This window comes from Variovorax paradoxus (assembly GCF_009755665.1).
GTDB lineage: Bacteria > Pseudomonadota > Gammaproteobacteria > Burkholderiales > Burkholderiaceae_C > Variovorax > Variovorax paradoxus_G.
The window spans coordinates 1,806,485-1,828,979 of sequence record NZ_CP046622.1; the positions used below are offsets into that span (position 1 = coordinate 1,806,485).

17 protein-coding genes are annotated in these 22,495 nt (G+C 67.1%); 12 read left to right on the forward strand and 5 right to left on the reverse strand.

What is annotated here, in order from left to right:
- Nucleotides 1–2: 2 nt before the first annotated feature.
- The 9 genes from GOQ09_RS08380 (at nt 3) to ligD (ending at nt 16,460) form a co-directional block, all read left to right on the forward strand.
- Complete coding sequence (locus tag GOQ09_RS08380; protein ID WP_242631034.1) at nt 3–7,241, forward strand: Ig-like domain-containing protein; 7,239 nt, start codon at nt 3–5, stop codon at nt 7,239–7,241.
- Nucleotides 7,242–7,243: 2 nt separating this feature from the next.
- Entirely contained in the window at nt 7,244–8,149 is a 906-nt protein-coding gene (locus tag GOQ09_RS26295) for a response regulator transcription factor (protein ID WP_242631035.1), read from the forward strand.
- Nucleotides 8,150–8,238: 89 nt separating this feature from the next.
- Entirely contained in the window at nt 8,239–8,418 is a 180-nt protein-coding gene (locus GOQ09_RS08390; RefSeq protein ID WP_126747474.1) for a DUF3606 domain-containing protein, read from the forward strand.
- A gap of 46 nt (nt 8,419–8,464) precedes the next feature.
- Nucleotides 8,465–9,388, forward strand: coding sequence for a cation diffusion facilitator family transporter (locus GOQ09_RS08395; RefSeq protein WP_157613020.1), 924 nt, complete (start codon nt 8,465–8,467; stop codon nt 9,386–9,388).
- A 108-nt stretch (nt 9,389–9,496) separates the two neighbouring features.
- Nucleotides 9,497–9,685, forward strand: coding sequence for a hypothetical protein (locus tag GOQ09_RS08400; RefSeq protein ID WP_157613021.1), 189 nt, complete (start codon nt 9,497–9,499; stop codon nt 9,683–9,685).
- Nucleotides 9,686–9,867: 182 nt separating this feature from the next.
- Nucleotides 9,868–11,364 carry an ATPase domain-containing protein gene (locus GOQ09_RS08405; RefSeq protein WP_157613022.1) on the forward strand — a complete coding sequence of 499 codons (1,497 nt, stop codon included), beginning with the start codon at nt 9,868–9,870 and terminating at the stop codon, nt 11,362–11,364.
- On the forward strand, nt 11,361–12,899 hold the full coding sequence (locus GOQ09_RS08410) for a hybrid sensor histidine kinase/response regulator (protein ID WP_242631036.1): 1,539 nt from the start codon (nt 11,361–11,363) through the stop codon (nt 12,897–12,899). The genes GOQ09_RS08405 and GOQ09_RS08410 overlap by 4 nt, the downstream gene beginning before the upstream one ends.
- A gap of 7 nt (nt 12,900–12,906) precedes the next feature.
- On the forward strand, nt 12,907–13,920 hold the full coding sequence (locus GOQ09_RS08415) for a lysylphosphatidylglycerol synthase domain-containing protein (RefSeq protein WP_157613023.1): 1,014 nt from the start codon (nt 12,907–12,909) through the stop codon (nt 13,918–13,920).
- A complete protein-coding gene (gene ligD / locus GOQ09_RS08420; RefSeq protein WP_157613024.1) occupies nt 13,899–16,460 on the forward strand; it encodes a DNA ligase D in 2,562 nt (853 codons plus the stop codon). The genes GOQ09_RS08415 and ligD overlap by 22 nt, the downstream gene beginning before the upstream one ends.
- On the opposite strand, the gene GOQ09_RS08425 is transcribed toward ligD, so the two are convergent.
- The 4 genes from GOQ09_RS08425 to GOQ09_RS08440 all read right to left on the reverse strand — a co-directional run bounded on the left by GOQ09_RS08425 (nt 16,447) and on the right by GOQ09_RS08440 (nt 19,346).
- Nucleotides 16,447–16,686: a hypothetical protein gene (locus tag GOQ09_RS08425; RefSeq protein WP_157613025.1), complete on the reverse strand. Its 240-nt coding sequence runs from the start codon at nt 16,684–16,686 to the stop codon at nt 16,447–16,449. The genes ligD and GOQ09_RS08425 overlap by 14 nt on opposite strands.
- A 161-nt stretch (nt 16,687–16,847) precedes the next feature.
- The gene (locus GOQ09_RS08430; protein WP_157613026.1) at nt 16,848–17,969 is read right to left on the reverse strand and encodes a phosphatidate phosphatase App1 family protein; all 1,122 of its coding nucleotides are present in this window, start codon (nt 17,967–17,969) and stop codon (nt 16,848–16,850) included.
- Nucleotides 17,966–18,487: a dihydrofolate reductase gene (locus tag GOQ09_RS08435; protein WP_157613027.1), complete on the reverse strand. Its 522-nt coding sequence runs from the start codon at nt 18,485–18,487 to the stop codon at nt 17,966–17,968. The genes GOQ09_RS08430 and GOQ09_RS08435 overlap by 4 nt, the downstream gene beginning before the upstream one ends.
- A gap of 19 nt (nt 18,488–18,506) precedes the next feature.
- Nucleotides 18,507–19,346 carry a thymidylate synthase gene (locus GOQ09_RS08440; protein ID WP_157613028.1) on the reverse strand — a complete coding sequence of 280 codons (840 nt, stop codon included), beginning with the start codon at nt 19,344–19,346 and terminating at the stop codon, nt 18,507–18,509.
- A 36-nt stretch (nt 19,347–19,382) separates the two neighbouring features.
- Here GOQ09_RS08440 and nthA point away from each other — a divergent pair, with 36 nt between their 5' ends.
- The 3 genes from nthA to GOQ09_RS08455 are packed head-to-tail and all read left to right on the forward strand — an operon-like array spanning nt 19,383 to nt 21,069.
- Nucleotides 19,383–20,024 carry a nitrile hydratase subunit alpha gene (gene nthA / locus GOQ09_RS08445; RefSeq protein ID WP_157613029.1) on the forward strand — a complete coding sequence of 214 codons (642 nt, stop codon included), beginning with the start codon at nt 19,383–19,385 and terminating at the stop codon, nt 20,022–20,024.
- Nucleotides 20,021–20,686, forward strand: a complete 666-nt coding sequence (gene nthB, locus GOQ09_RS08450) for a nitrile hydratase subunit beta (protein WP_157613030.1) — start codon at nt 20,021–20,023, stop codon at nt 20,684–20,686. Before nthA ends, nthB begins: the two co-directional genes overlap by 4 nt.
- An 8-nt stretch (nt 20,687–20,694) precedes the next feature.
- Complete coding sequence (locus GOQ09_RS08455; RefSeq protein ID WP_157616627.1) at nt 20,695–21,069, forward strand: nitrile hydratase accessory protein; 375 nt, start codon at nt 20,695–20,697, stop codon at nt 21,067–21,069.
- On the opposite strand, the gene GOQ09_RS08460 is transcribed toward GOQ09_RS08455, so the two are convergent.
- On the reverse strand, nt 21,066–22,493 hold the full coding sequence (locus GOQ09_RS08460; RefSeq protein ID WP_207309937.1) for an FAD-binding oxidoreductase: 1,428 nt from the start codon (nt 22,491–22,493) through the stop codon (nt 21,066–21,068). The two genes, GOQ09_RS08455 and GOQ09_RS08460, sit on opposite strands and share 4 nt — an antisense overlap.
- Nucleotides 22,494–22,495: the final 2 nt, after the last annotated feature.

Below are 22,495 nucleotides of genomic sequence, written 5' to 3' on the forward strand. Positions count from 1 at the left end.
ACATGCAAAGACTCAAGAACACGCTGGGCTCCATCGCGGGCACGGCATGGTGGTGGCTCCTGTGCGGGGCGTGGCTCGTGGCCGTGCCGCTTTCCGGGCACGCGCAGCAGGTGCTCGGGCCGCAGACAGGCACGCTGATCAACGGCACGGTCGTGGGCGTCAATGCCGGCGGATCATGGCGGACCTCCTGCATCACTGGTTTTCCAACCGGCCTGACGATGTGGGAGCGCTATCACAGCGCCGTGGTCAACGGCACCTTCGCCAACCTCACCGGCGGCTTGCGCGCTTATGAACTGCGCTGCTCTCCGTTCACCGTTACCGAGGGCGCGGCCGCCGCGACCATCACCTGGCGCGCGCCGGCCCAGCGCGGGGCCACCGGCCGTCCCATCGAAGGCATGACGCGGCGCGGTCCGCAGGCCTGCCCGGCCGGCACCGTGATTGCAGTGATGGGCGGCGTCGACCGCATGTTCAACGGCTCGTCGGCCAACATCTATCCGACGCAGCTCACCTTCACCTGCCGGCCGGTCACGGTCGTTGCAGGCGACTGGTTCCGCGTCGCTGCCACCGGCGGCGCAAGCTACACGCTGGGCATCACCACGAACGACGGCGGCACCGGTCCCGGCTCTGCAGTGCCAGGCCCCGTGCGTGCCCCGCGCACCGTTTGTCCCTATTCGGCCACCAACACTTGCAACGGCCTGGAAGACCTCGGCGGCGGAGAGCTGATCGACGGCTTCTCCGGTGTGCGAAGCGAGTTTCCGGACGCGCGCGTGTCGCAGCGCATCAGCTTCGTCAACTATGCATGGAGCCAAGCGCTCGGCCCCAGCACGAACACCGCCACCTGGCGCCCGACCGCGGGCCGTCTGCCGTTCTACCCGCCGACGGTCGCCAACAACACGGCCCGCTACCAGGACAACTACGAGACCTACGTGGCGGGCGGCAGCAGCTACAGCGGCAGCGCGGTGCCTCCGAGCGGCGTCAGCGTCTACAACTTCGTCAGGACCGGTACCTGCGCCACCGCGCACACGCTCGCGACGCAGGAGGACTACACCTGCACGAACATCATCACCGGCCGGCCCGACCTGCAGGTGCGAGTCACCGTGCCGCCGGACGCGTGGACCAGCCACGGGCAGGAACGCAACGTCAGGCTCACGGCGAAGAACTTCGGACCCGGGCGCACCACGGCCACCGACAACTCGACCGCGATGCTGGTCCTTCCCGCCGGATGGAACACCGGCACCTTGCCCGCCAACTGCACAAAGGCCGGCTCGCCGGTGGCGGTGACCTGCCAGCTCAACCCCACGCCGCTCGCAGGTTCGAGCGGACCGGGCATGACGGACGGCGGCGAAGCCAACTTCGACATCCCGGTGTTTCCGCAGCCCACCGTGGCGGCCGGCAGCTACCCGGTCGTCAACGGCGCCCGGGTTTGCGTCCAGGCGGCATCGCCGGGCAACCCGCACTACTGCACGGTGCCCAATGACGCGACCGCGAACAACGACGACGGCATTGCGGTGGACGAAACCGACACCATCGTCCTCGCCTACCTCACGCCGCCGTTGATGCCTGCGCGCGTCACGACCACCGTCGTCTCCAACGGCGGCGTGGGTTCCTTCGCGTTCACCGGCACCAACGACGCGGCGCCTGTCAGTCCCATCGTCACGACGGTGGCCGGCCAGGGGGAATCGGGCCCGACCAGGGAACTGGCGGTCACGCGGAGCGACACCTTCCTGCAGCAGGCCGTACCGCCCGCGGGCTTTGCGCTGCGCGCCATCTCATGTACCGGCATGGCCACCGGCGGCACTGCAACCTACGACCTCGCGCTACGGCGCGTGACCCTGAATGCGGCCGCCACCGACTACGGCGCCAACATTGCCTGTACCTTCACCAACATCCGCGTGGTAGTGACCGTCAGCAAGGTGACCGAAGGCGGAACGGGAAGCTTCTCCTTCACCGGCTCCAACGGCTTTGCCGCGCAGAGCATCACCACCTCCGCGGCCAACACGCCAGAGGAGGGCGATCCGTCGGGCCTGACCACCGTGGGCGCCGCAACCACCATCACCGAAGGCGTGCCGCCTGTCGGCTGGCGGCTCAAGGGCATTGCCTGCACGGGCATGGGCGCGGGCGGCACGGCCACGGTGAACCTCGCCGCGCGTGCCGTCACGCTGAACGCGGCGGCCACGGCGGCCGGCAGCAACATTGCGTGTACCTTCACCAACACCAAGCTGCCGACGATGACGGTCAGCAAGGTGTCCATCGGCGGCACGGACAGCTTTGCCTTCACCGGCACCAATGGCTTCACCGCCACCAACGTGACGACGGAAGACGACGGCGTTGCCATTGCCGCCGCGGAGCAGGTGCTCACGGCCGCGAACACCGCCACCAGCATCACCGAAAGCGTGCCGCCGGTCCCCTATGCGTTGACCGGCATCAGCTGCACGGGCATGGGCCCCGGAGGCACCGCCACGCCGAACCTGGCCACGCGCACCATCGCGCTGAACGCCGCGGCCACCGCACCGGGCAGCGACATCAACTGCACGTTCACCAACACGGTCCAGCCGCAGCTAAAGCTGGTGAAGACCGCCGGCGCTGCCAGCTTCGCGGTCGGTGTGCCGTCGAGCTACACGCTCACGCTGAACAACATCGGCCCGGTCGCAACCACCGCTGCCGCGACGATCAGCGACACGGTGCCCGCCACGCTCGCGCTCGGCGCCATGCCCGCAGGCTGCAGCGCAAGCGGGCAGGTCGTGAGCTGTACTGTGCCTGCGGGGCTTGCCGCCACCACCGGCACTGCCGAGTTCGTCATTCCAGTCACGCCGCTGCCCGGCGCCTCGCCGAGCGTGGCCAACACCGCGACGGCCACGGGCGGTGGCGACCCGTTGTGCAACGCGACGGGCAACTGCACCAGCAGCGTGACCACGCCGGTGCTGGGCGAACCCCGCATCACGCTGCGCAAGACCAAGACCAACATCACCGGCACCCACACCTTCGGCTTCGCGCTGACCGGCGTGACCAATCCGACGGACAGCATCGCGGTGACCGCATTGGCCACGCCGCAGGCCTCCGCCACCGTGCACGTGGGCAAGCCAGGCGTCGAGGCCACCGCGCAGGAGTCGAGCGTGCCCGCGGGCTGGCCGGCCAACCCGGTGTCGGTGTCCTGCCTGGATTCCGCAGCCGCGACGAGCGGCAACCCGACGACGCAGCTGGCCATGCTCAACGGCAACACCGCAACCCTGCCCGCGAGCGTGATGCGGCCCGCGGCGGCCATTGCCTGTACCTTCACCAACACGGCCACCGCGCGCGTCGCGGTGAACAAGACCGCATCGGCGACCGCGGGAGCCGGCGGCAGCATCGTCTACGGGCTGAGCTTTGCCAACACCGGCCCGGTGGCCACCGGCACGACGCTGGTGGTGAGCGAGCAATTGCCGCCGGGCGTGGTGGCCAACTCGGTGGTGCCGGGCACGGGTGTCACGTCGGTGAGCTGCGGCGCGCTGCCGAGCGCTCCCGGTGCGCTGCTCAACTGCACCATGACGCTGCCCGCGGGCGGCATTCCGGCAACCACGGGCGTGCGCGGCTTCACGCTGAACGCGACCGCGCCGATCGTCGACACAGGTACCGTGCTGACCAACTACGCCAGCACCAACGTGAGCGGCGCGGGCCTGCCGGTCATGGCCGCCGGCGCCGGCTGCTTCTCCAGCAGCACGGTGAGCTGCGCCAACGCACAGACCGCCATCGTGGTCGGCCCCGCGGCCGGCAGCCAGTCGGGCGTGCGAGTGGTTACCGACAACCAACTGGCCAACGGCACCGCGCAGGACGTGCTCGAAGCGTTCATTCGCGACGAGTCCGGCAATCCGGTGCAGGCCGGCACGGTGGTGACCTTCGGCGCCACGCCGAACGTCGCGTTCAACGGCGGCGCGGTCGGTGCGGCCGGCAGCTGCACCACCACGGCGGCGGGCCTCTGCCAGGTAAGGGCAACCAGCACCGTGGCTGCGGTCTACAGCACCACGCAAGTCACGGTGGGCGGCGCCGTCCTGAGCGGCAACTTCAGCGTCGGCGAAGACAGCTACCTGCCGAGTCCGCAGCCCTACCGGTTTGGCAGCCGGCCGACCGTGACCATCCGCAAGACCTCGCTCGGCGGAGTTGGCACCTTCAGCTTCACCGGAAGCAATGGCCTGGCGGCGCGGAACATCACCACCACCGTGGCCGGCACGCCGGTCGCGACGGCGGTGCAGACGCTCACAGCGGCGAATATCGCCACCACCATCACCGAAGGCGCGCCGCCGGCCGGCTATGCGCTGATCGATGCCTCGTGCACTGGCCTGGGCGCCGGCGGATCGGCCTCGCGCAACGGACGCATCCTCACGCTCGATGCGGCGGCCACCGCGCCCGGCAGCAACATCGTCTGTACCTTTACCAACGCATTCGACGCGAACCCGCCGCCGCCGCCCGTTGCGCCGACGGTGATGTGCTCGACCAACGCCGCGATCTTCAACACCGGCTTCGACGGCCCCGTCGGCCCGCCGCTGACCACCGGGCGCGATCCGGTGTGGGAGTCGGGCGTTGGCACCGCCACCGGCGGGCCCGGCAGCGTTGCCACGTGGGCGCGTTCGTATATCGGGAACAAGGCGCCGGCCGCCTGGATCGCGTCTCCCTTCGGCAATGCGAACTGGATCTCGCAGTACCCGACGAACCATACAGGCAGTGTTGACGTCTACCACCGGTTCACCTTCAACATGGCGCCGTCGGTCAATCCGGCGAGCTTCGCGCTGAAGCTGGACTTCTATTCCGACAACTCGGTGGCGGGGGTGTACATCAACGGGGTTCTGCAGAGCCTTCCGGGCGTGCCGCAGGGGGGTGCCACGCCCTACGCCTACGGAGGTTTCCAGGCAGGCACCGGAGCCAGCACCACGCTGGTCAACAACTGGCAGTCGGGTTCGAACACGGTGGTTGTCCACGTCAAGAGCGGCGCCCCCGCGCAAGGCTTCCTGGCCCAGGCCACCACCAGCGCGCTGTGCGCGCCCGCGACGGTCAACCTGCAGAAGAACACCCTCAACGGTGCCGGCGGTCCCTTCACCTTCAACCTGACCAACACCACGCAAGCCAGCGGCACGGTCAGCACCGTCGCCGCCGGCACACCGGCGCAGGTGGACGGCAACACGGCCGCGGCGGGCGTACAGACCTTCAGCGCCAGTGCGAGCAACAGGGTCATCAGCATCACCGAACCCGCGGTGCCCGGCTGGCACCTGACCGGTGCAAGCTGCACCGACGCCGGAGCACCGGTCGGCAGCCTCGGCACCGGAGCGAGCGGGCGCACCTACACCATTCCCGCCACCAGCGTGCAGCTGGGCAAGTCGCTGCAATGCGTGTTCACGAATTCCGCCTCGGCCACAGTGACCATCCGCAAGGTGTCGTTGGGCGCGACCGGAACCTTCGGCTTCAGCGGAGACAACGGCCTGACGCCGCAGAGCCTCACCACCACCGTGCTCGGCACGCCGGTGGCGGGCGCCATCCAGACAGTGGCGGTGCCGAGCACGGCGACGACCATCACCGAAGACCCGCTGCCTACCGACTACGCACTGACCGGCATCAGCTGTACCGGCCTGGGCGCGGGCGGCACGGCCACGCCCGACCTGCCGAACCGCAGGGTGACGCTGGATGCGGCCGCCACGGCGCCGGGCAGCAACATTGCGTGTACCTTCACCAACACCTACACGCCGCCGTATCCGCGGGTGCAGATCGTCAAGACCACGATCGGCGGCACCGGCAGCAACCTGTTCCGCTTTGCGCTCAGCGGCCTTTCGGTGGCAAGCGACAGCATCACGGTGGTGGGTGAGGACAGCGTGGAGGGCGCAGCCACTATCACGGGCACGGCCGGTGTCGGTGTCACGATCAGCGAAACCTCGCCGCAGGGCTGGCCGGCCAACCCGGTGAGCGCCAGCTGCGTGGACTTGAACAGTGCCACCCCGGCCGCCACGTTCGGCACGCTGACGGGCAATCAACTGGCCATTCCAGCGGCCCACATGGTCGCTGGGGCGGCCATCACCTGCACGTTCGTGAACGGCTATCCCAAGAACGTGACGGGCCGCGTGTTCCTCGACAACGGCACGGCGGGCGGCATTGCGAACGACGGCCTCATCAATGGCGGCGAGACCGGGCTGAGCGGCATCGGCATGCGGCTGACCGACTGCGCAGCAACCACCTTCTCGACCGCCGTCACCGACGGCACCGGCAAGTACGCGCTGGCGGTGCCCTTCACCATCGGCACGGGTGACGCGCTGTGCGTGGAAGAAACCAACACGGTGTCGCGCATCTCCACCGGCGCCTCGCTGGGCGTCGTGCAGTTGCCCTCGGGCCAGGCCGTGACCAACACAGGCACCGCCTACACCTACACCCGCGAAGGCACGCCGGACCGCATCGCCTTCACCTGGAACAGCAGCGGCCACGCGGATCTGAACTTCGGCGACGTCGACCGCAACACGCTTGCCACCGATGGCGCCAAGAACGGCCTTCCGGGCAGCACGGTGAGCTATCCGCACACCTTTACCGCGCGCACCGGCGGCGAAGTGAGCTTCGACATCTCGAGCTCCGTGGACACGCCGGTGCTCAGCGGCTGGAGCGGCAAGATCTTTGCCGACACCGGCTGCACCGGCGCACTGCAGGCGGGCGCGGCGCTGCTCTACCCGCCGGCCATGCCGGTGACGGTGACCGCCGGGCAAAACGTGTGCATCGTCATGCAGGAGTTCATTCCCGCCAACGCGATGAGCGGCAACAGCAACACCAGCACCGTGCAGGCCAGCTTCGTCTTCACCAACGCCAGCCCGGGCCTGAACGCCACCTACACGGTGGGCGACATCACCACCGTGTCGACCAGCGCGCTGGAGCTCCGGAAGGAAGTGCGCAACGTGACGCAGGGCGGCAGCTTCGGCATCAACAACCAGGCCAAGCCCGGCGAGACGCTGGAGTACCGCATCACCTACACCAACAACGGCACCACCCCGATCAGCGGCTTGACGGTCAACGACACGACGCCGCAGTACACCGCCTTTGCCGGCGCGCAGGCGGACACCACGCCCGCCACGCTCGCAAGCTGCCAGAAGCAAACGCCCGCCAATCCGCCCCCGGCGGCTGCCGTGGATTGCGCCGCCGCGCAAACGGAGGGCGGAACGGGCGCGCTGAGCTGGAAATTCACAGGCCCGCTGGACCCCGGCGCCTCCGGAACGGTCCTCTTCACAGTCAAGGTGAACTGAACATGAGCAGTCCAATTTCAAGTGTCCTGACCATGAACCAGGTGGATGCCCGAAGCGAATTCGCCAAAGGCTCCGTGCTGGCGGCCGAGGCAGTCAACGACAGCAGCGAGCCGGGTCCCCGGCCGGCCGCGGCATGGCACCGCCGGGCCCTGCACCCGATGATGTTCGCAAGGCCCGAAGGCGCGCGTATCGCAGTGGTCGACCCTGAGCTGCGCACGCGCGAATACGCACGCCGCGCTGTCAGGAGGTTCGGGCACCAACCCGCGGCCTTTGCGAGCACCGCGGAGATGGCCGATGCGGGAACCGCATCGCCGTCCAGATTCGACATGGTCTTTCTGGCGGTGGCGAGCGACGCCGAGTCGTCCGTCCTGCAGCTGCAGCAGGTCAAGGCGCTGGTGGGGCACCAGACGCCGGTGTTGTGCCTTGCTTCGCGCAAGCAGTTGTCGTCGCTTTCGGATCTGCACTGGAACGCGACCAACGAAGTGATCGTGAGCCCGACCTCGTTCATCGAGTTCTGCTGCGTGGCGCGCATGTTCATGCGGCGCTTCGGCGTGAGCGTGCCCGACGCCGACCCGACGTGGGACTGCTATCGTTTTTCTCTCACGAGCGACGTCGTGGAGGTGTCGGGCGAAAGGGAACATCTGCGTGCAGTCGAGTTCGACCTTGCGCTCGAGCTTTTCTGCCATGCGGGCCACACGCTCACGCGCGACTGGCTGTATTCGACCGTGTGGGACAAGGGCGAAGACACGCAGTCGCGCTCGCTGGACGTCAGCATTTCCCGCCTGCGGCGCACCCTGGACCTGAAGGCCAACGGCTGGGACTTGCGGGCGGTGCAGGGCCTGGGATACCGACTGGAGCGGCTCCACGAAAAAAAGCGTGCCACTGCCTCGCCAGGCGCGCGCGTGTAGAACTTGTCCTGCATCAAACGTGGAAGGCGGATGGCAAGGGGCGTTTTCCCGGCTGTGAAACTGCCGTTTCCAACAACCTGGAGAGCCCGATGCCGGACGATATGGAGATTCGCGTTCCGCAGAACGACGAGCACATCGACATCACCGACCTGAAAGAGGTCGACTACTGGACCAAGTGGTTCGGCGTCAGCGAGACCCGGCTCCGGTTGGCGGTTGCATCCGCGGGCACCTACAAGGACGACCTGCGGGTCTACCTTGGCCTTCCCTGAAAAGCAGCGGGGTCGCGGGCCGGTCTTGGGCCGCACCTCCTGAGGGATGGCTGAATCCAAGGTTGCCATCTACGGCGCGATCGGCGCCAACGTGGCCATTGCCGCGACCAAGTTCGTGGTGGCCGGAATCACCGGCAGTTCGGCCATGCTGTCGGAAGGCATCCACTCCGCGGTCGACACCTTCAACGGCGTATTGCTGCTGGTGGGAATCAGGCTGAGCCAGCGGCCCGCAACGCCCGAGCATCCGTTCGGCCATGGCAAGGAGCTCTACTTCTGGAGCCTGATCGTCGCAGTGCTCATCTTCGGGCTGGGCGGCGGCGTGTCTTTCTACGAAGGCATCCAGCACATCCGCAACCCGGAGCCGATGCGCGATGCGACCTGGAACTACGTCGTGCTGGCCCTGGCCTTCATCTTCGAAGGCACGAGCTTTCTCATTGCGTTGCGGCAATTCCGGGCCCAGGCGCAGGGTGTGCCTTTCTGGCGTGCGCTCGGGCAAAGCAAGGACCCGACCACCTATACCGTGCTGGCCGAAGATTCCGCGGCGCTCATCGGCCTGGCGGTGGCCGCGCTGGGCATCTACCTGAGCCACCGCTTCGGCCTGCCTGAGCTCGACGGCGCGGCCTCGGTGGTGATCGGCCTGCTGCTGGCCGGCGTGGCGGTGCTGCTGATCGGCCAGGCGCGCGGGCTTCTCATCGGCGAGGGCATTCGCCCCGAAACCGCGAGGGCCATCCGCAGCCTGGCCATGGAGCAGCCCAGCGTCAGCGATGTCGGCCATGTGCTGTCGATGTACATCGGCCCCGATGAGGTGCTGGCCATCGTCGACGTGAACTTCAAGGAGGGCACGGCCACGGGAGAAGCAGCCGATGCCGTCTCGGCCATCGAAGGGCAGGTGCGCGCGCGTTTTCCCATGATCCGCCGGCTTTTCATCGAAGCGAGCGAAGCGCCGGTAGAAAACGCCGCACGCGCCTGAGGCGCCGGGCCGCATCGTCGGCCTTGGCTGACCCGCGCTCACGTCTTTGCCTGAGCGCTCCGGCGCTGCGCCTGCGCCACTGTCGGGCCTTACTCAGGAGATAGCCGCATGAACACGCCTACACCGCCGCCGGCCTCGCGCCCGAAACGCTCGCCCGACGAACCCGAGATCACGCAGGAAGAATCCGTGCCCACCGACGGCAGCGACACCGAGGGTGAGGAAATGATGAAGAAGGTCGAGAACAAGAAGCTCGAAGACCCGGGTTCGGCCGAGCACAAGACGCCGGAAAAGTCTTGAGCGGCGGGAGCTTTGTCCTCTCGCGAAAAAGGCGCCGCCCTACAGGTGAGGCTCTGCCCCCTAGCTAAAAATCATTCCTGCGGGCATCGATTGCCCGGCCTGCGGAGTCGTTTTCCCGCAGGCAGATCGCAAACAGACAACAGCGTAAAGAAGGACCGTCTGTCCATACGATGGAGGAAAAAATGAAGATCGACGCCGCGATGGGGGCAACGCAGGAACGCCTGATCAAGATCGGCGTGCCCGGCCTCGACGATGTTCTCGGAGGCGGCCTCACGGCCAATCGCCTTTACCTGGTCGAAGGCACGCCGGGCGCGGGCAAGACCACCATTGCGCTCCAGTTCCTGATCGAAGGGGCCAAGCGCGGCGAATCGGTGTTGTATGTCACCCTATCGGAAACGGGGCACGAACTGAGGGGCGTTGCGGATTCGCATGGATGGGACTTGAGCGGCATCGAGGTGCGCGAAATGCTCCCTTCGGAAACCGCGCTGGAGCCCGACGAGCAGTACACGATGTTCCATCCCTCGGAGGTCGAGCTCAGCGAAACCACGTTGCGGATCCTGTCGGATGTCGATGTGATCAAGCCCTCGCGGGTCGTGTTCGATTCGCTCTCGGAGCTGCGCCTGCTGGCGGGCAGTTCGCTGCGCTACAGGCGGCAGATCCTGGCGCTCAAGCAGTTCTTCGCGGGCCGCCAGTGCACCGTGCTGCTGCTCGACGACATGACCGCCATGAAGCACGACCTGCAAGTGCAGAGCATTGCCCATGCCGTGCTGCGGCTGGAGCAGATCAGCTCCGACTACGGCGCGGCGCGGCGCCGCCTGGTCGTCAGCAAATACCGCGGCCAGCAGTTTCGCGGCGGCTATCACGACTACCGCATCGAGCGCGGCGGCCTGCGCGTGTTTCCGCGCCTGGTGGCGGCCGAGCATTCGGCCGCGCTCACGCAGGTGCGGATTCCAAGCGGCATCGAGTCGCTCGACGCCCTGCTGGGCGGCGGCATCGAAAGGGGAACGAGCACGCTGTTCGTCGGCGCGCCGGGCACCGGCAAGTCGACCGTGGCGGTGCAGTTCGCGCTTGCCGCCGCACAGCGCGGCGAGTGCGCGGCGCTCTTCGTCTTCGACGAGAGCATTCATACCTTGCGCACGCGCTGCGAAAGCATGGGGATGGACCTGGGGGCCCACATCGATGCCGGCCGCGTCCAGGTGCGGCAGGTCGACCCCGCCGAGCTGTCGCCCGGCGAGTTCGTGCACCTGATCCGGCTGGCGGTGGTGGAGTCCGGTGCGGCGGTGGTGGTGATCGACAGCCTGAACGGCTATCTCAACGCCATGCCCGACGAGCGGTTTCTGATTGCGCAGCTGCATGAACTGCTCTCCTACCTGGGGCAGGCGGGCGTGGCCACGCTGCTGGTGGGGGCGCAGCACGGCCTCATCGGCATGCAGATGCAGACACCCGTGGATGCGAGCTACCTGGCCGACGCAGTGGTGCTGCTTCGCTATTTCGAGCTCGACGGCGAAGTGCGGCAGGCGATCTCGGTGCTGAAGAAGCGCGGCGGGGCGCACGAGCGGACCATCCGCGATTTCTCGATGACTGCCACGGGCCTGAAGATCGGCGAGCCGCTGCGTAACTTCCGGGGCATCCTGTCGGGCATTCCGATTCCCATCGACGGCGTGCAGCCCCAATCGTGAGCGCAGCACCGGCACCCGTCGAGCAGCGCATCCTGTTGCGAACCGCGACCTCCAGGGACGCCTTCATGGCCAATGCCGTATTGGCTCGCGCCCAGATCGACACGTACTCCTGCGCGACGCTGGGCGAGCTCGTGCGGGAGTTGCAGGGCGGCGCGGGCGCGGTCATGCTGGCCGAAGAGGTGCTGGCCGATCCGGCCGCGGCCGCGCTGAACGAGGTGCTGGGTTCGCAGGCGCCATGGTCAGACGTGCCGGTGCTCATTCTTGCCCGCCAGGGCGCGGACTCGCGCGTCATTGCCGAAGCCATGGACAAGCTCGCGAACGTCACAGTCATCGAGCGCCCGATGCGGGTGGCGTCGCTCATCAGCACGGTGCGCACGGCGCTGCGCGCGCGCAACCGCCAGTACCAGCTGCGCGATCTGCTCGACGGGCTGCGCGAAGCCGACCAGCGCAAGACCGAGTTTCTTGCGACGCTGGCACACGAGCTGCGCAATCCGCTCGCGCCGATGAGCACCGCGCTCACCCTGCTGATGCGAAAGCCGCACGAGGCCGCGGAGGCCCTGCGCTACTACGAACTCATGGGCCGGCAGATCGACCACATGGTGCGTCTGGTGAACGACCTCATGGAGATCTCGCGCATCACGCGCGGCAAGATCGAACTGCGCATGGAGGCGGTGGCACTCGAATCCGTCATCAAGGACGCGATCGAACTGAGCCGCCCATTGCTCGAAGGATCGAAGCACGAACTGACCACCGAGCTGTGCGCCGAGCCACTGGTGGTGCGGGGCGACGGCGTTCGGCTGACGCAGGTCTTTTCGAACCTGCTCAACAACGCCGCCAAGTACACGGCGCCGGGCGGCAAGATCAGGATTGCGCTGCGCAAGGAAGGCCGCCAGGCCGTGGTCGAGGTGTGGGACAACGGCACCGGCATTGCACCCGAAATGCTGAAGTCGATCTTCGAGATGTTCGTTCAGGTCAGCGGCACCTCCAAGGCGGCGCAGGGCGGGTTGGGCATCGGGCTTACGTTGGTCAAGAGCTTGGTCGAACTACACGGCGGCAGCGTCGAAGCCGTCAGTGCGGGCCTCGGCCGGGGCGCGATGTTCTGCGTGCGCCTGCCGCTCACGCGCATCGGCTCGGGCGTGCCCAAGCTACCGGTGACCGCTGTTGGCGGCTGGCCGCCGTCGCTGCCCAACACGGTGCTGATCGTGGACGACAACCGCGATGCGGCCGACGCACTGAGCGACCTGCTGCAGTCGCTCGGCGCCTCGACGCACGTGGCTTACAGCGGCGACGCGGCGCTGCGCGCGGTGGCCGAAGGCGTGCTGCCCGGACTTGCGATCCTGGACATCGGCATGCCGGGCATGGACGGTTGCGAACTGGCCATCAAGCTGCGCGCCGACCCCGCCCTCGAGGGCCTGATCCTTGTCGCATTGACCGGCTGGGGCCAGCAGGGCGACAAGGACCGCATTGCCATGGCCGGGTTCGACCATCACCTGCTCAAGCCGCTCGACCTGGCGGCGCTGGTCTCCGTTCTGTAGCAACACCATGAACCACGACGCCACCACGCTTTCAGCGCCCGGCCCTTCCACCGCGAGGCCCTCGCTGTGGCGGCGCTGCCGCCGCTGGCTGCTGCCGCTGCTCGGGCTCGCGGTGCTGGGCCTGCTGCTTTCGCATGCGCACAAGGTCGATTGGGCGGGCGCATGGCATGCGTTGCAGCGCTATCCCGCCACGCTGCTGCTCGGCGTGCTGGGCATCGCAACCGCGAGCCATGCGCTGTACGGATGCTTCGACCTCATCGGCAGGCGGCACACGCGCCACGGCGTGCCGCGCTGGCGCACCTGGGCCATCGCGGTCACGAGCTACGCCTTCAATCTCAACCTGGGATCGCTGGTGGGCGGCATTGCGCTGCGCGCGCGGCTCTATGCGCGCGCCGGGGTGGACGAAACCACCGTGGCGCAGATCGTCGGCATCAGCCTGGCGACCAACTGGCTGGGCTACGGGCTGCTGGCGGGCGGCCTGTTCGCGGCGGGTGCCATCACGCCCCCGCGCCAGGCCAACATAGGGACGGACGCGCTGCGCGTGCTTGGCGTGGCGATGATCCTGCTGGCCGCAACCTATGTGGTGGCCTGTGCGTTCTCGCGCGGGAGGCAATGGCAGGTAAGGGGGCGGCGGCTGAAGCTTCCTTCAGCGCAGCTCGCGCTCGTGCAGCTCACGCTCTCCACCGCCAACTGGGCGCTGATGGGCTGCGCCATGTACCTGCTGCTGGGCCGGCAGGTGCCGTATGCAACCACGCTGAGCGTGCTCCTCGCTGCTTCCATCGTCGGGGTGATCACGCCCATTCCGGCCGGGCTGGGCGTGCTTGAGGCCGTGTACCTGGCGCTGCTTTCAGGCACCGTGCGTCAGGGCACGTTGATGGGCGCCGTGCTGGCGTATCGCGCGCTCTACTACCTGCTGCCGCTGGCCGGCGGCGTCGTGCTTTACCTTTTGCTCGAACGCTACGCGGCGAGCCATCCGCAGGAGGCGGGGAGCGAGACACCATGGCGCGCGCAAACCCGCTGAAGCGCTACAAGGAGAAGCGCAACTTCGGCGTCACGCCCGAGCCGGAGGAAGGCGGCGCATCGGCGCCCGGCACGCTGCAGTTCGTGGTGCAGAAACACTGGGCAAGCCGGCTGCACTACGACTTTCGCATCGAGCTCGATGGTGCGATGAAAAGCTGGGCGGTACCCAAGGGCCCGAGCTACGACACGCACGACAAGCGCATGGCCGTGCACGTCGAGGACCACCCCATCTCGTACAACCGGTTCGAAGGCGTGATACCGCCCAAGCAGTACGGCGCGGGCAAGGTGATCATCTGGGACAAAGGCACGTGGACGCCCATCGGCGATGCGCGCAAGGGCTACAAGGCCGGAAACCTCAAGTTCGAACTGCATGGCTACAAGCTGCGCGGCAAGTGGGCGCTGGTGCGCATGCACAGCAGCAAGGACGGCAAGCAGGATGCGTGGCTGCTGATCAAGGAGCACGACGACTACGCCCGTCCGGCCGCCGAGTTCAGCGTGGTCGACCAGTTTCCCGACAGCGTGGCGGAGATGCCGATGCCCACGCCAGCGGCAGCGGCTGCGGCGCACGCGGCAGAGGCGGAGCCTGCGCGCAAAAAACGCGGCAAGGCATCGGGTGGAGGCATGCCGGCCGATGCGGTGAAGGCCGCCGTGCCCGCCAAGCTTTCACCGCTGCTTGCCACGCTGGTCGACGGCCCGCCGGCCGACCCCGACAACTGGTTCTACGAAATCAAGTTCGACGGGTACCGCCTGCTCGCGCGGATTGATGAAAAAAAAGACGTGCAGCTCATCACGCGCAACGGGCACGACTGGAGTAGCCGCATGCCGCAGCTGGTGCGCGCCATCAAGGCCATGAAGCTCAAGCCCGGCTGGCTGGATGGCGAGATCGTAGTGCTCAACGAATCCGGAGGCACCGATTTCCAGGCGCTGCAGAACGCGTTCGACAAGGAGAAGACCAGCAACATCGTCTACTTTCTTTTCGACCTGCCGTACTACGACGGCTTCGATCTCACCGGCGTGCCGCTCGTGGAGCGCCGGGCCTTGCTGCAGTCGCTGCTTGCGAAGGCGCCGCCTGAAATCCGCTTCAGCGAAATCTTCGATGCACCCCCCGAAGACATCGTGGCTTCGGCCTGCAAGATCGGGCTGGAGGGCGTGATCGGCAAGCGCAAGAACAGCACCTATGCATCCCGCCGCTCGCCCGACTGGATCAAGCTCAAGTGCTCACGGCGGCAGGAGTTCGTGATTGGCGGCTATACCGATCCGAAGGGCTCGCGCGTGGGCATCGGCGCATTGCTGATCGGCGTGCACGATGAGAAGGGCAACCTCATTTATTCGGGCGCGGTTGGCGCGGGCTTCAACGGCCGCACCCTCAACGAAATGCTCGAAAGGCTGAAGCCGCTCGGCACCGACAAGCGGCCATTCAAGGACCCGACGGAGAACGACCGCCGCGCGCATTGGGTCAAGCCGGTACTGCTGGCCGAGGTCACTTTTTCGGAGTGGACGAAGGACGGCCATGTGCGGCACCCGGTGTTCCACAGCGTGCGCACCGACAAACCCGCCAAGGCCATCATCCGCGAGAAGCCGGTTCACCAGCCGAAGGCCAAGCCTGCCGCGAATGCCGGGCCGGAGCCCTCGGCCACGATGCCGGCCAACTTCAAGGTGTCGCATGCCGACCGCGTGGTCGACCCGACCACCGGCATCACCAAGGTCGAGGTGGTGCGCTTCTACGGCCTTGTAGCGCCGCTGATGATGGAGCACCTGAAGAGCCGGCCAGTGTCTTTCGTGCGTGCGCCGCAGGGCATCAAGGGGCAGCTGTTCTTTCAGAAGCACCTCGACGAGGGCCAGATGGCCGGTGTGCGGCAGCTCGATCCGGCGCTGTGGCCCGCGCACCCCGAGCTGATCGAAGTGGCCAGCCCGCTGGGGCTGTTGAGCGCGGCGCAGATGAACGTCATCGAGCTGCACACCTGGAACGCAGTGAAGACGCTCATCGGCAAGCCCGACCGCATGACCTTCGACCTGGACCCGGGCGAGGGTGTCGGCTGGCCCATGGTGCTGCAGGCCACGGAGCTGATGCGCGTGGTGCTCGACGAGCTCGGCCTGCCGTCCTTCTGCAAGACCAGCGGCGGCAAGGGGCTGCACGTGGTCGTGCCGCTCAAGCGGCAGTACGACTGGGACACGGTCAAGGATTTTTCACAAGCCATCGTGCGGCACATGGCCCGCACGGTGCCGCAGATGTTCGTTGCCAAGAGCGGGCCGAGCAACCGCGTGGGCCGCATCTTCATCGACTACTTGCGCAACGGTTTCGGTGCAACCACGGTGTGCGCATGGTCGGTGCGTGCGCGCCCGGGCATGGGGGTGTCGGTGCCGGTGGAGTGGGCCGAGGTGCCGACGCTGGTAAGCGGCGCGCAGTGGACGCTCCGAAACATCCATGCCCGGCTCGACCGCGGCAACGACCCATGGGCCGGTTATGCGAAGGCCGCAGTCAGTCCGGGTGCCGCAATGAAGCGGCTGGGGTTCGAGGCCGCGAAGCTCAGAGCTCGATGAAGGCCGAGGTGGCCTTGTTCAGCGCCAGCTTGCCCTTGGCGGTGATCGATTCCACCTGGGCGAGCTGGCGTATGGCGCGGTCGCCCGGCGCGTGGCTGGACGGCGGGATGAAAGCAGTCACCAGCTCGGCCGCACGCAGCACGCGCACCCTGTCGATATCTGCTGGCGTGTGGACGACGTATGGCAATTTCTGTTCGGCGATGACTCGAAGAAACTCCATGGACATGAGCCGTCTCCTTGTCTAGATGGCGGTACAAACATTTTGCGGAAAAATTCACGTTTGTGCCTAATCCCTGCGCCGCACACGACTTTTGAGTGTGTACCGAAGTATTCGTTTTTGCCAGGGCCTGAAACGAAGGTGCTGAATTTTGTAGCGGCTGAAGCCGCTTATCGCGCGGCCTGCGTCTGCGCCGGCCCCTTGGCCGGAAGAATCTGCCAGCGTGCGGGGTCGATGCCGTCGAAAGCCGTTGCGTAGCGCCCGGCAGTGCTGCCTTCACCGGTTACATCGCGTATGGCGATGCTGTCGATACGGCTGGGATGGGTGCGCGCCACCTGCCCGTAAATTTCGGGATCGCTTTCACCCGAATCGCCCACCAGCATGAACCGGCGGTGCGGAAAGTCGGTCAGCAGCCGCTCGATGGTGCCGAGCTTGTGTGTGCGCGAATCCTGGTCGCCCGGAATCAGCGTGCGCCAGCTCGTGCTCTCGCGCAGGTGCATGCTGCCGGTGGGAAAGTCTGCATCGCGAACGAAGTCGGCCAGCGCGGGGTAAAGCTGCATCGGGCTGGCCGAAAGATAGTGAAACCGCGTGCCGGGCGTTTGCGCCAGGGCACGGTAGTAGGCTGCCATGCCGGGCGCCGCCTCGAAGCGGCGTGCAAACGTGTTCAGCAGCATCTCGCGCCGGTCGCGCACCTGCGTGCGCTTGATGGTGTCGTCGATGTCCGAAATGATCGACAGGCCCTCGGCAGGAACGATCAGCGCCTGGCCCCTGAAGCGGTGCAGCAGCTCGCCGGGGCCGGTTACGGCATGGAACTTCAGCCATTCGTCCGAAGGCGATGCCTTGGGTGCATCGATGACGATCCGCATGTCCATGCGGCCGTTGGCGCCCGAAGGCGGCGAGCTCACGCGCGCGGGGCTGCCGTCGAAATCGATGTCGAACACCTTGCCTTCTTCCGATTCGGCGTGGAACAGCGCCGTGCGCTGGTTGAAGCGCAGGCGCGCCGCGGGAGAGAGTTTGTTCAGGTTCAGGCCCAGGTAGCGCGCGAACGCGGCGTTCAGGCCCCAGCGTCGCTCGGGCTCGTACACCCAGGCGTGAATGTCGACCTCGAACCGGCCATCGCTGGTGGGACGCGCCGTGCCCGGCATGAAGAGCGCCTCTTCATCGGGTTCGAGCCGCTCGGCCGCGTGCAGCGCACGCATCGGCGCCAGGCCCCAAAGCAGTGCGGCGCCGGCCAGGAGGGAACGGCGCCGCAGCGGCGGGACAGCGGGGCGTTGTTGGATGCCGCCGCTCATGTCTTGGGTGATCCCACGCGTTCGTAAGTCACGAAGCTGAAGTTCAGGCCTTCCTTCGCCGAAACGTGCGGCTCGCGCTTTGTCTCGCGCCATTCAGCAGGGGAGAGTTCGGGCGCGTGCGCATCGCCTTCGTAGTCGTGCGCGAGCTCGGTCACCACGGCGTACTGAGCGAGCGGTTCGGCTTCGGCATAGATCTGCGCGCCGCCGATCACCCACACATCGGGCACCTGCGATTCTTCGCACAGTGCGAGCGCTTCCTGCAGGCTGCCCACGCGGTGCGCGCCTTCGGCTTTCCAGTCGTCCTGCCGCGTGATGACGATGTTGTGCCGACCCGGCAGAGGCTTGAAGCGCGGCGGCAGCGAATCCCACGTCTTGCGGCCCATGATGACCGGCGCGCCGGCCGTCTGCTGCTTGAAGTGCACCATGTCTTCGGGCAGGTGCCACGGCATGGTGCCCTTGGCACCGATCACGCCGTTGGCGGCGCGGGCGAAGATGAGGTGCAGGCGCGGTGTGGGCATATCAGAGGGAACAGTGCGGTCACACAGCCACGGGCGCCTTGATCGCCTCGTGGTGCTTGTAGTCGAGCACCTCGAAGTCTTCGTATTGGTAGTCGAAGATCGAAGCCGGCTTGCGCTTGATGTGGAGCGTGGGGTACGCGTAGGGCGTGCGGCTCAGCTGCAGCGCCACCTGCTCGGCGTGGTTGCTGTAGATGTGGCAGTCGCCGCCGGTCCAGATGAAGTCGCCCACGTCGAGGTCGCACTGCTGCGCCACCATGTGCGTGAGCAGCGCGTAGCTGGCAATGTTGAAGGGCACGCCAAGAAAGATGTCGGCGCTGCGCTGGTAGAGCTGGCAGCTCAGCTTGCCGCGCTCGCCGGGTGCCTGCGGCGGCGCCACGTAGAACTGGAAGAAGGCGTGGCAGGGCATGAGGGCCATCTTCGAGAGCTCGGCCACGTTCCATGCGCTCACGATGATGCGGCGCGAATCGGGGTTGGTCTTCAGCGTCTTGATGACTTCGGAGATCTGGTCGATATGGCCGCCGTCGGGCGTGGGCCAGCTGCGCCACTGCACGCCGTACACGGGGCCCAGGTCGCCGTCTTCGCGCGCCCATTCGTCCCAGATGGTGACGCCGCGCTCCTTGAGCCAGTTGTTGTTGCTGGAGCCGGTCAAAAACCACAGCAGTTCCTGGATGATGGACTTCAGGTGCACCTTCTTCGTGGTCACCAGCGGAAAGCCTTCGTTCAGGTCGAAGCGCATCTGGTGGCCGAACACGCTCTTGGTGCCCGTGCCGGTGCGGTCGCTCTTGAACACCCCGTGGGTGTCCACGTGGCGCATGAAGTCTTCGTACTGGGAGCGGACGGGGCGGGCGGTCGAGGTCATGTTGGGAATTTTACGGGGCGGCGCTAGCATTGGCCGATGACCGGACATGACCACTCCCACGATCACTCCCACGACCACAGCGAACTCGGCGAAATGGACCTGCGCGTGCGGGCGCTGGAAAGCGTGCTCACGCAGAAGGGCTATATCGACCCCGCCGCCCTCGACGCGCTGATCGACACCTACCAGACCCGCATCGGGCCGCGCAATGGGGCACGGGTGGTGGCGCGGGCCTGGGTCGACCCAAACTTCCACGACTGGCTGATGGCTGACGCCACGGCCGCCATTGCCTCGCTCGGCTACACCGGCCGCCAGGGCGAGCACATGGTGGCGGTAGAGAACACCAATGACCAACATCACATGGTCGTTTGCACCCTCTGCAGCTGCTACCCCTGGCCCGTGCTCGGCCTGCCGCCCACCTGGTACAAGAGCGCGCCATACCGCTCGCGCGCCGTGAAGGACCCCCGCGGTGTGCTGGCCGATTTCGGCACGGTGCTGCCCGAGACGACGCGCATTCGCGTCTGGGATTCGACCGCCGAGGTGCGCTATCTCGTGATTCCGCAGAGGCCTGTTGCCACTGAAGGATGGAGCGAAGACGAACTCGCCACCCTCGTTTCACGCGATTCGATGATCGGCACCCGCCTTGCCGATGCGCCAGCCGCCGCGAGGAGCACCGCATGAGCTACGTCACGCATGCCGACCTGGGCGGCCAGCCGGGCTTCGGGCCGGTCACGCCCGAGCCCGAAGGCGAACTCTTCCACGCCGGCTGGGAGCCGCGCGCGCTGGCGCTCACGCTTGCCATGGGCGCCACTGGTTCCTGGAACATCGATGCGAGCCGTGCGATGCGCGAGACGCTGCCGAACTACCGCGACCTGAGCTACTACCAGATATGGCTTGGCGCGCTCGAGCAGCTGATGCTGCAGCGCGGGCAGGTTTTTGCCGACGAGATCGCCTCCGGCGAGATGCGCCATCCGGCCGCGCCGGTCGCCCGCGTGCTGCAGGCCCAGAACGTGCCCGCGGTGCTCGCCAAGGGTTCGCCGACCGAGCGCGTCGCGCCAGGCCCCGCGCGCTTTGCCGTCGGGCAGGCCGTGCGCATGCACATCGGCAAGGCAAACCATCACACGCGGCTGCCGGGCTATGTGCAGGGCAAGCGAGGCACCATCGAGCATGTTCACGGCGCGCACGTGTTTGCCGATGCGAATGCGCAGGGCCTGGATGAGCAACCGCAGTGGCTCTATACGGTCGTGTTTGAGGAAGCCGAGCTCTGGGGGGATGCGGTGCCGCGCCAGAACCTCTCGGTGTCGGTCGATGCGTGGGAAAGCTACCTGGAGGCGGCCGCATGAAGGTCGGCATGAAGATCGACATGCCGCCGCTCGCGCTCGCGCCCGGCATGCCGCGCGATGCCGATGGTCCGGTATTCCGCGAACCGTGGGAAGCGCAGGCCTTTGCGATGACGCTCGCGCTGCACGAGCGTGGCCTGTTCAGCTGGGTGGAGTGGGCCGAAGCGCTTGCGGCGCAGATCACCGCCGCGCAGGCCGCGGGAGACCCGGACGCTGGCGACACCTACTACCGGCATTGGCTTGCCGCCCTGGAAGGCCTGGTGGCCCGCAAGGGCGCGAGCTCGGGCGATGAACTCGCGCGCTATCGGCACGCCTGGGACCACGCGGCCGACCGCACGCCGCACGGCCAACCCATCGAGCTGCGCGGCGAAGACTTTGCCGCCTAGACGCGGATCACGCGGCCGGGGTTCAGGATGTTCTTCGGGTCGAGCCCGCGCTTGATGGCGCGCATCATCTCCAGCGCTACAGGCGACTTGTGCTTCTCGAGCTTGTCGACCTTGAGCGAACCCACGCCGTGCTCGGCCGAGAACGAGCCGCCGAACTTCTCGACCGCGTCGTACACCAGCGTGTTGATGCGCTCTTCCTCGTTCTTCAGGAAAGCCTTGGTGTCGATGTTCTCGGGCGCCTGCACGTTGTAGTGCAGGTTGCCGTCGCCCAGATGGCCGAAGTTCACCAGCCGCACGCCCGCAATCTCGCGCGCGAGCAGCGCATCGGTTTCGGCCACGAACGCCGGAATGCGCGACACGGGAATCGAGATGTCGTGCTTGATGTTCAAGCCCTCTTCGGCCTGCGCGAGCGGAATGCTCTCGCGGATGTGCCAAAGCTGGTGCGCCTGCGCGAGGTTCTCGGCCACCACCGCGTCGGTCACGCAGCCGTCTTCGAAAGCCGTTTCGAGCAGGGCCTCGAATCGCGCGCGCGCATGGTCTTCGGATTCGTTGTCGGAGTTCTCGAGCAGCACGCAGTAGGGCACGGCCTCGTCGCCGATGAAGGGCACCCGCAGTTGAGGCATGTGCTTGTCGACCAGGCTCAGCGCAAACTTGCCCATCACCTCGAAGCCGGTGAGGCCCGACCCCAGGTGCTTGTGCGCAAGGCCGAGCAGCGTGACCGCATGGTCGAGCGAAGGCACCGCGGCCCACGCCGTGAGCTGCGCGGCGGGCAGCGGGTAGAGCTTCATGGTGGCCGCGGTGATGATGCCCAGCGTGCCTTCGCTGCCGATCATCAGGTCGCGCAGGTCGTAGCCGGTGTTGTCCTTGCGCAGGCCGCTGGTGCCTTCCCAGATGTCGCCCTGCGGCGTAACCACTTCGAGGCCCAGGCACAGCTCGCGCGTGTTGCCGTAGCGCACCACCTGCGTGCCGCCGGCGTTGGTGGCAAGGTTGCCGCCGATGGTGCAGCTGCCCTCGGCAGCAAGGCTCAGCGGGAACAGATAGCCCTGCTTCTCGGCCGTTTCCTGCAGGGTCTGCAGGATGCAGCCGGCCTCCACCGTCATTGTGAGGTTGGCCGCATCGACGCTGCGGATGGCGTTGAGCCGCTGCAGGCTCAGCACCACCTGCGTGCCGGTGTCGTCGGGAATGGAGCCCACCGCCAGCCCGGTGTTGCCGCCCTGAGGCACGATGGCCGTGCCGGCCGCGGCGCAGGCCTTGACCACATCGGCCACTTGCTGCGTATTGGCGGGGCGCACCACGGCCAGCGACTTGCCGCGCGCGCGCTTGCGCCAGTCTTGCTCGTAGGCGGCGAGGTCGCCCTCGTTCAGCACGTGCTGGGCGCCGACGATGGCGCGGAGTTGGTCGATGAGGGGAGCGGAAGAAGTCATTG

Excerpts from the sequence above, each read along its gene's own strand:
- GOQ09_RS08415 (WP_157613023.1), top strand. The coding sequence starts at position 12,907 with ATGAACCACGACGCCACCACGCTTTCAGCGCCCGGCCCTTCCACCGCG.
- ligD (WP_157613024.1), top strand. The coding sequence starts at position 13,899 with ATGGCGCGCGCAAACCCGCTGAAGCGCTACAAGGAGAAGCGCAACTTC.
- GOQ09_RS08455 (WP_157616627.1), top strand. The coding sequence starts at position 20,695 with ATGAAGATCGACATGCCGCCGCTCGCGCTCGCGCCCGGCATGCCGCGC.
- GOQ09_RS08425 (WP_157613025.1), bottom strand. The coding sequence starts at position 16,686 with ATGTCCATGGAGTTTCTTCGAGTCATCGCCGAACAGAAATTGCCATAC.
- GOQ09_RS08390 (WP_126747474.1), top strand. The coding sequence starts at position 8,239 with ATGCCGGACGATATGGAGATTCGCGTTCCGCAGAACGACGAGCACATC.
- GOQ09_RS08440 (WP_157613028.1), bottom strand. The coding sequence starts at position 19,346 with ATGACCTCGACCGCCCGCCCCGTCCGCTCCCAGTACGAAGACTTCATG.
- GOQ09_RS08395 (WP_157613020.1), top strand. The coding sequence starts at position 8,465 with ATGGCTGAATCCAAGGTTGCCATCTACGGCGCGATCGGCGCCAACGTG.
- GOQ09_RS08400 (WP_157613021.1), top strand. The coding sequence starts at position 9,497 with ATGAACACGCCTACACCGCCGCCGGCCTCGCGCCCGAAACGCTCGCCC.
- nthA (WP_157613029.1), top strand. The coding sequence starts at position 19,383 with ATGACCGGACATGACCACTCCCACGATCACTCCCACGACCACAGCGAA.
- GOQ09_RS08460 (WP_207309937.1), bottom strand. The coding sequence starts at position 22,493 with ATGACTTCTTCCGCTCCCCTCATCGACCAACTCCGCGCCATCGTCGGC.
- nthB (WP_157613030.1), top strand. The coding sequence starts at position 20,021 with ATGAGCTACGTCACGCATGCCGACCTGGGCGGCCAGCCGGGCTTCGGG.
- GOQ09_RS08380 (WP_242631034.1), top strand. The coding sequence starts at position 3 with ATGCAAAGACTCAAGAACACGCTGGGCTCCATCGCGGGCACGGCATGG.
- GOQ09_RS08435 (WP_157613027.1), bottom strand. The coding sequence starts at position 18,487 with ATGCCCACACCGCGCCTGCACCTCATCTTCGCCCGCGCCGCCAACGGC.
- GOQ09_RS08430 (WP_157613026.1), bottom strand. The coding sequence starts at position 17,969 with ATGAGCGGCGGCATCCAACAACGCCCCGCTGTCCCGCCGCTGCGGCGC.
- GOQ09_RS26295 (WP_242631035.1), top strand. The coding sequence starts at position 7,244 with ATGAGCAGTCCAATTTCAAGTGTCCTGACCATGAACCAGGTGGATGCC.
- GOQ09_RS08405 (WP_157613022.1), top strand. The coding sequence starts at position 9,868 with ATGAAGATCGACGCCGCGATGGGGGCAACGCAGGAACGCCTGATCAAG.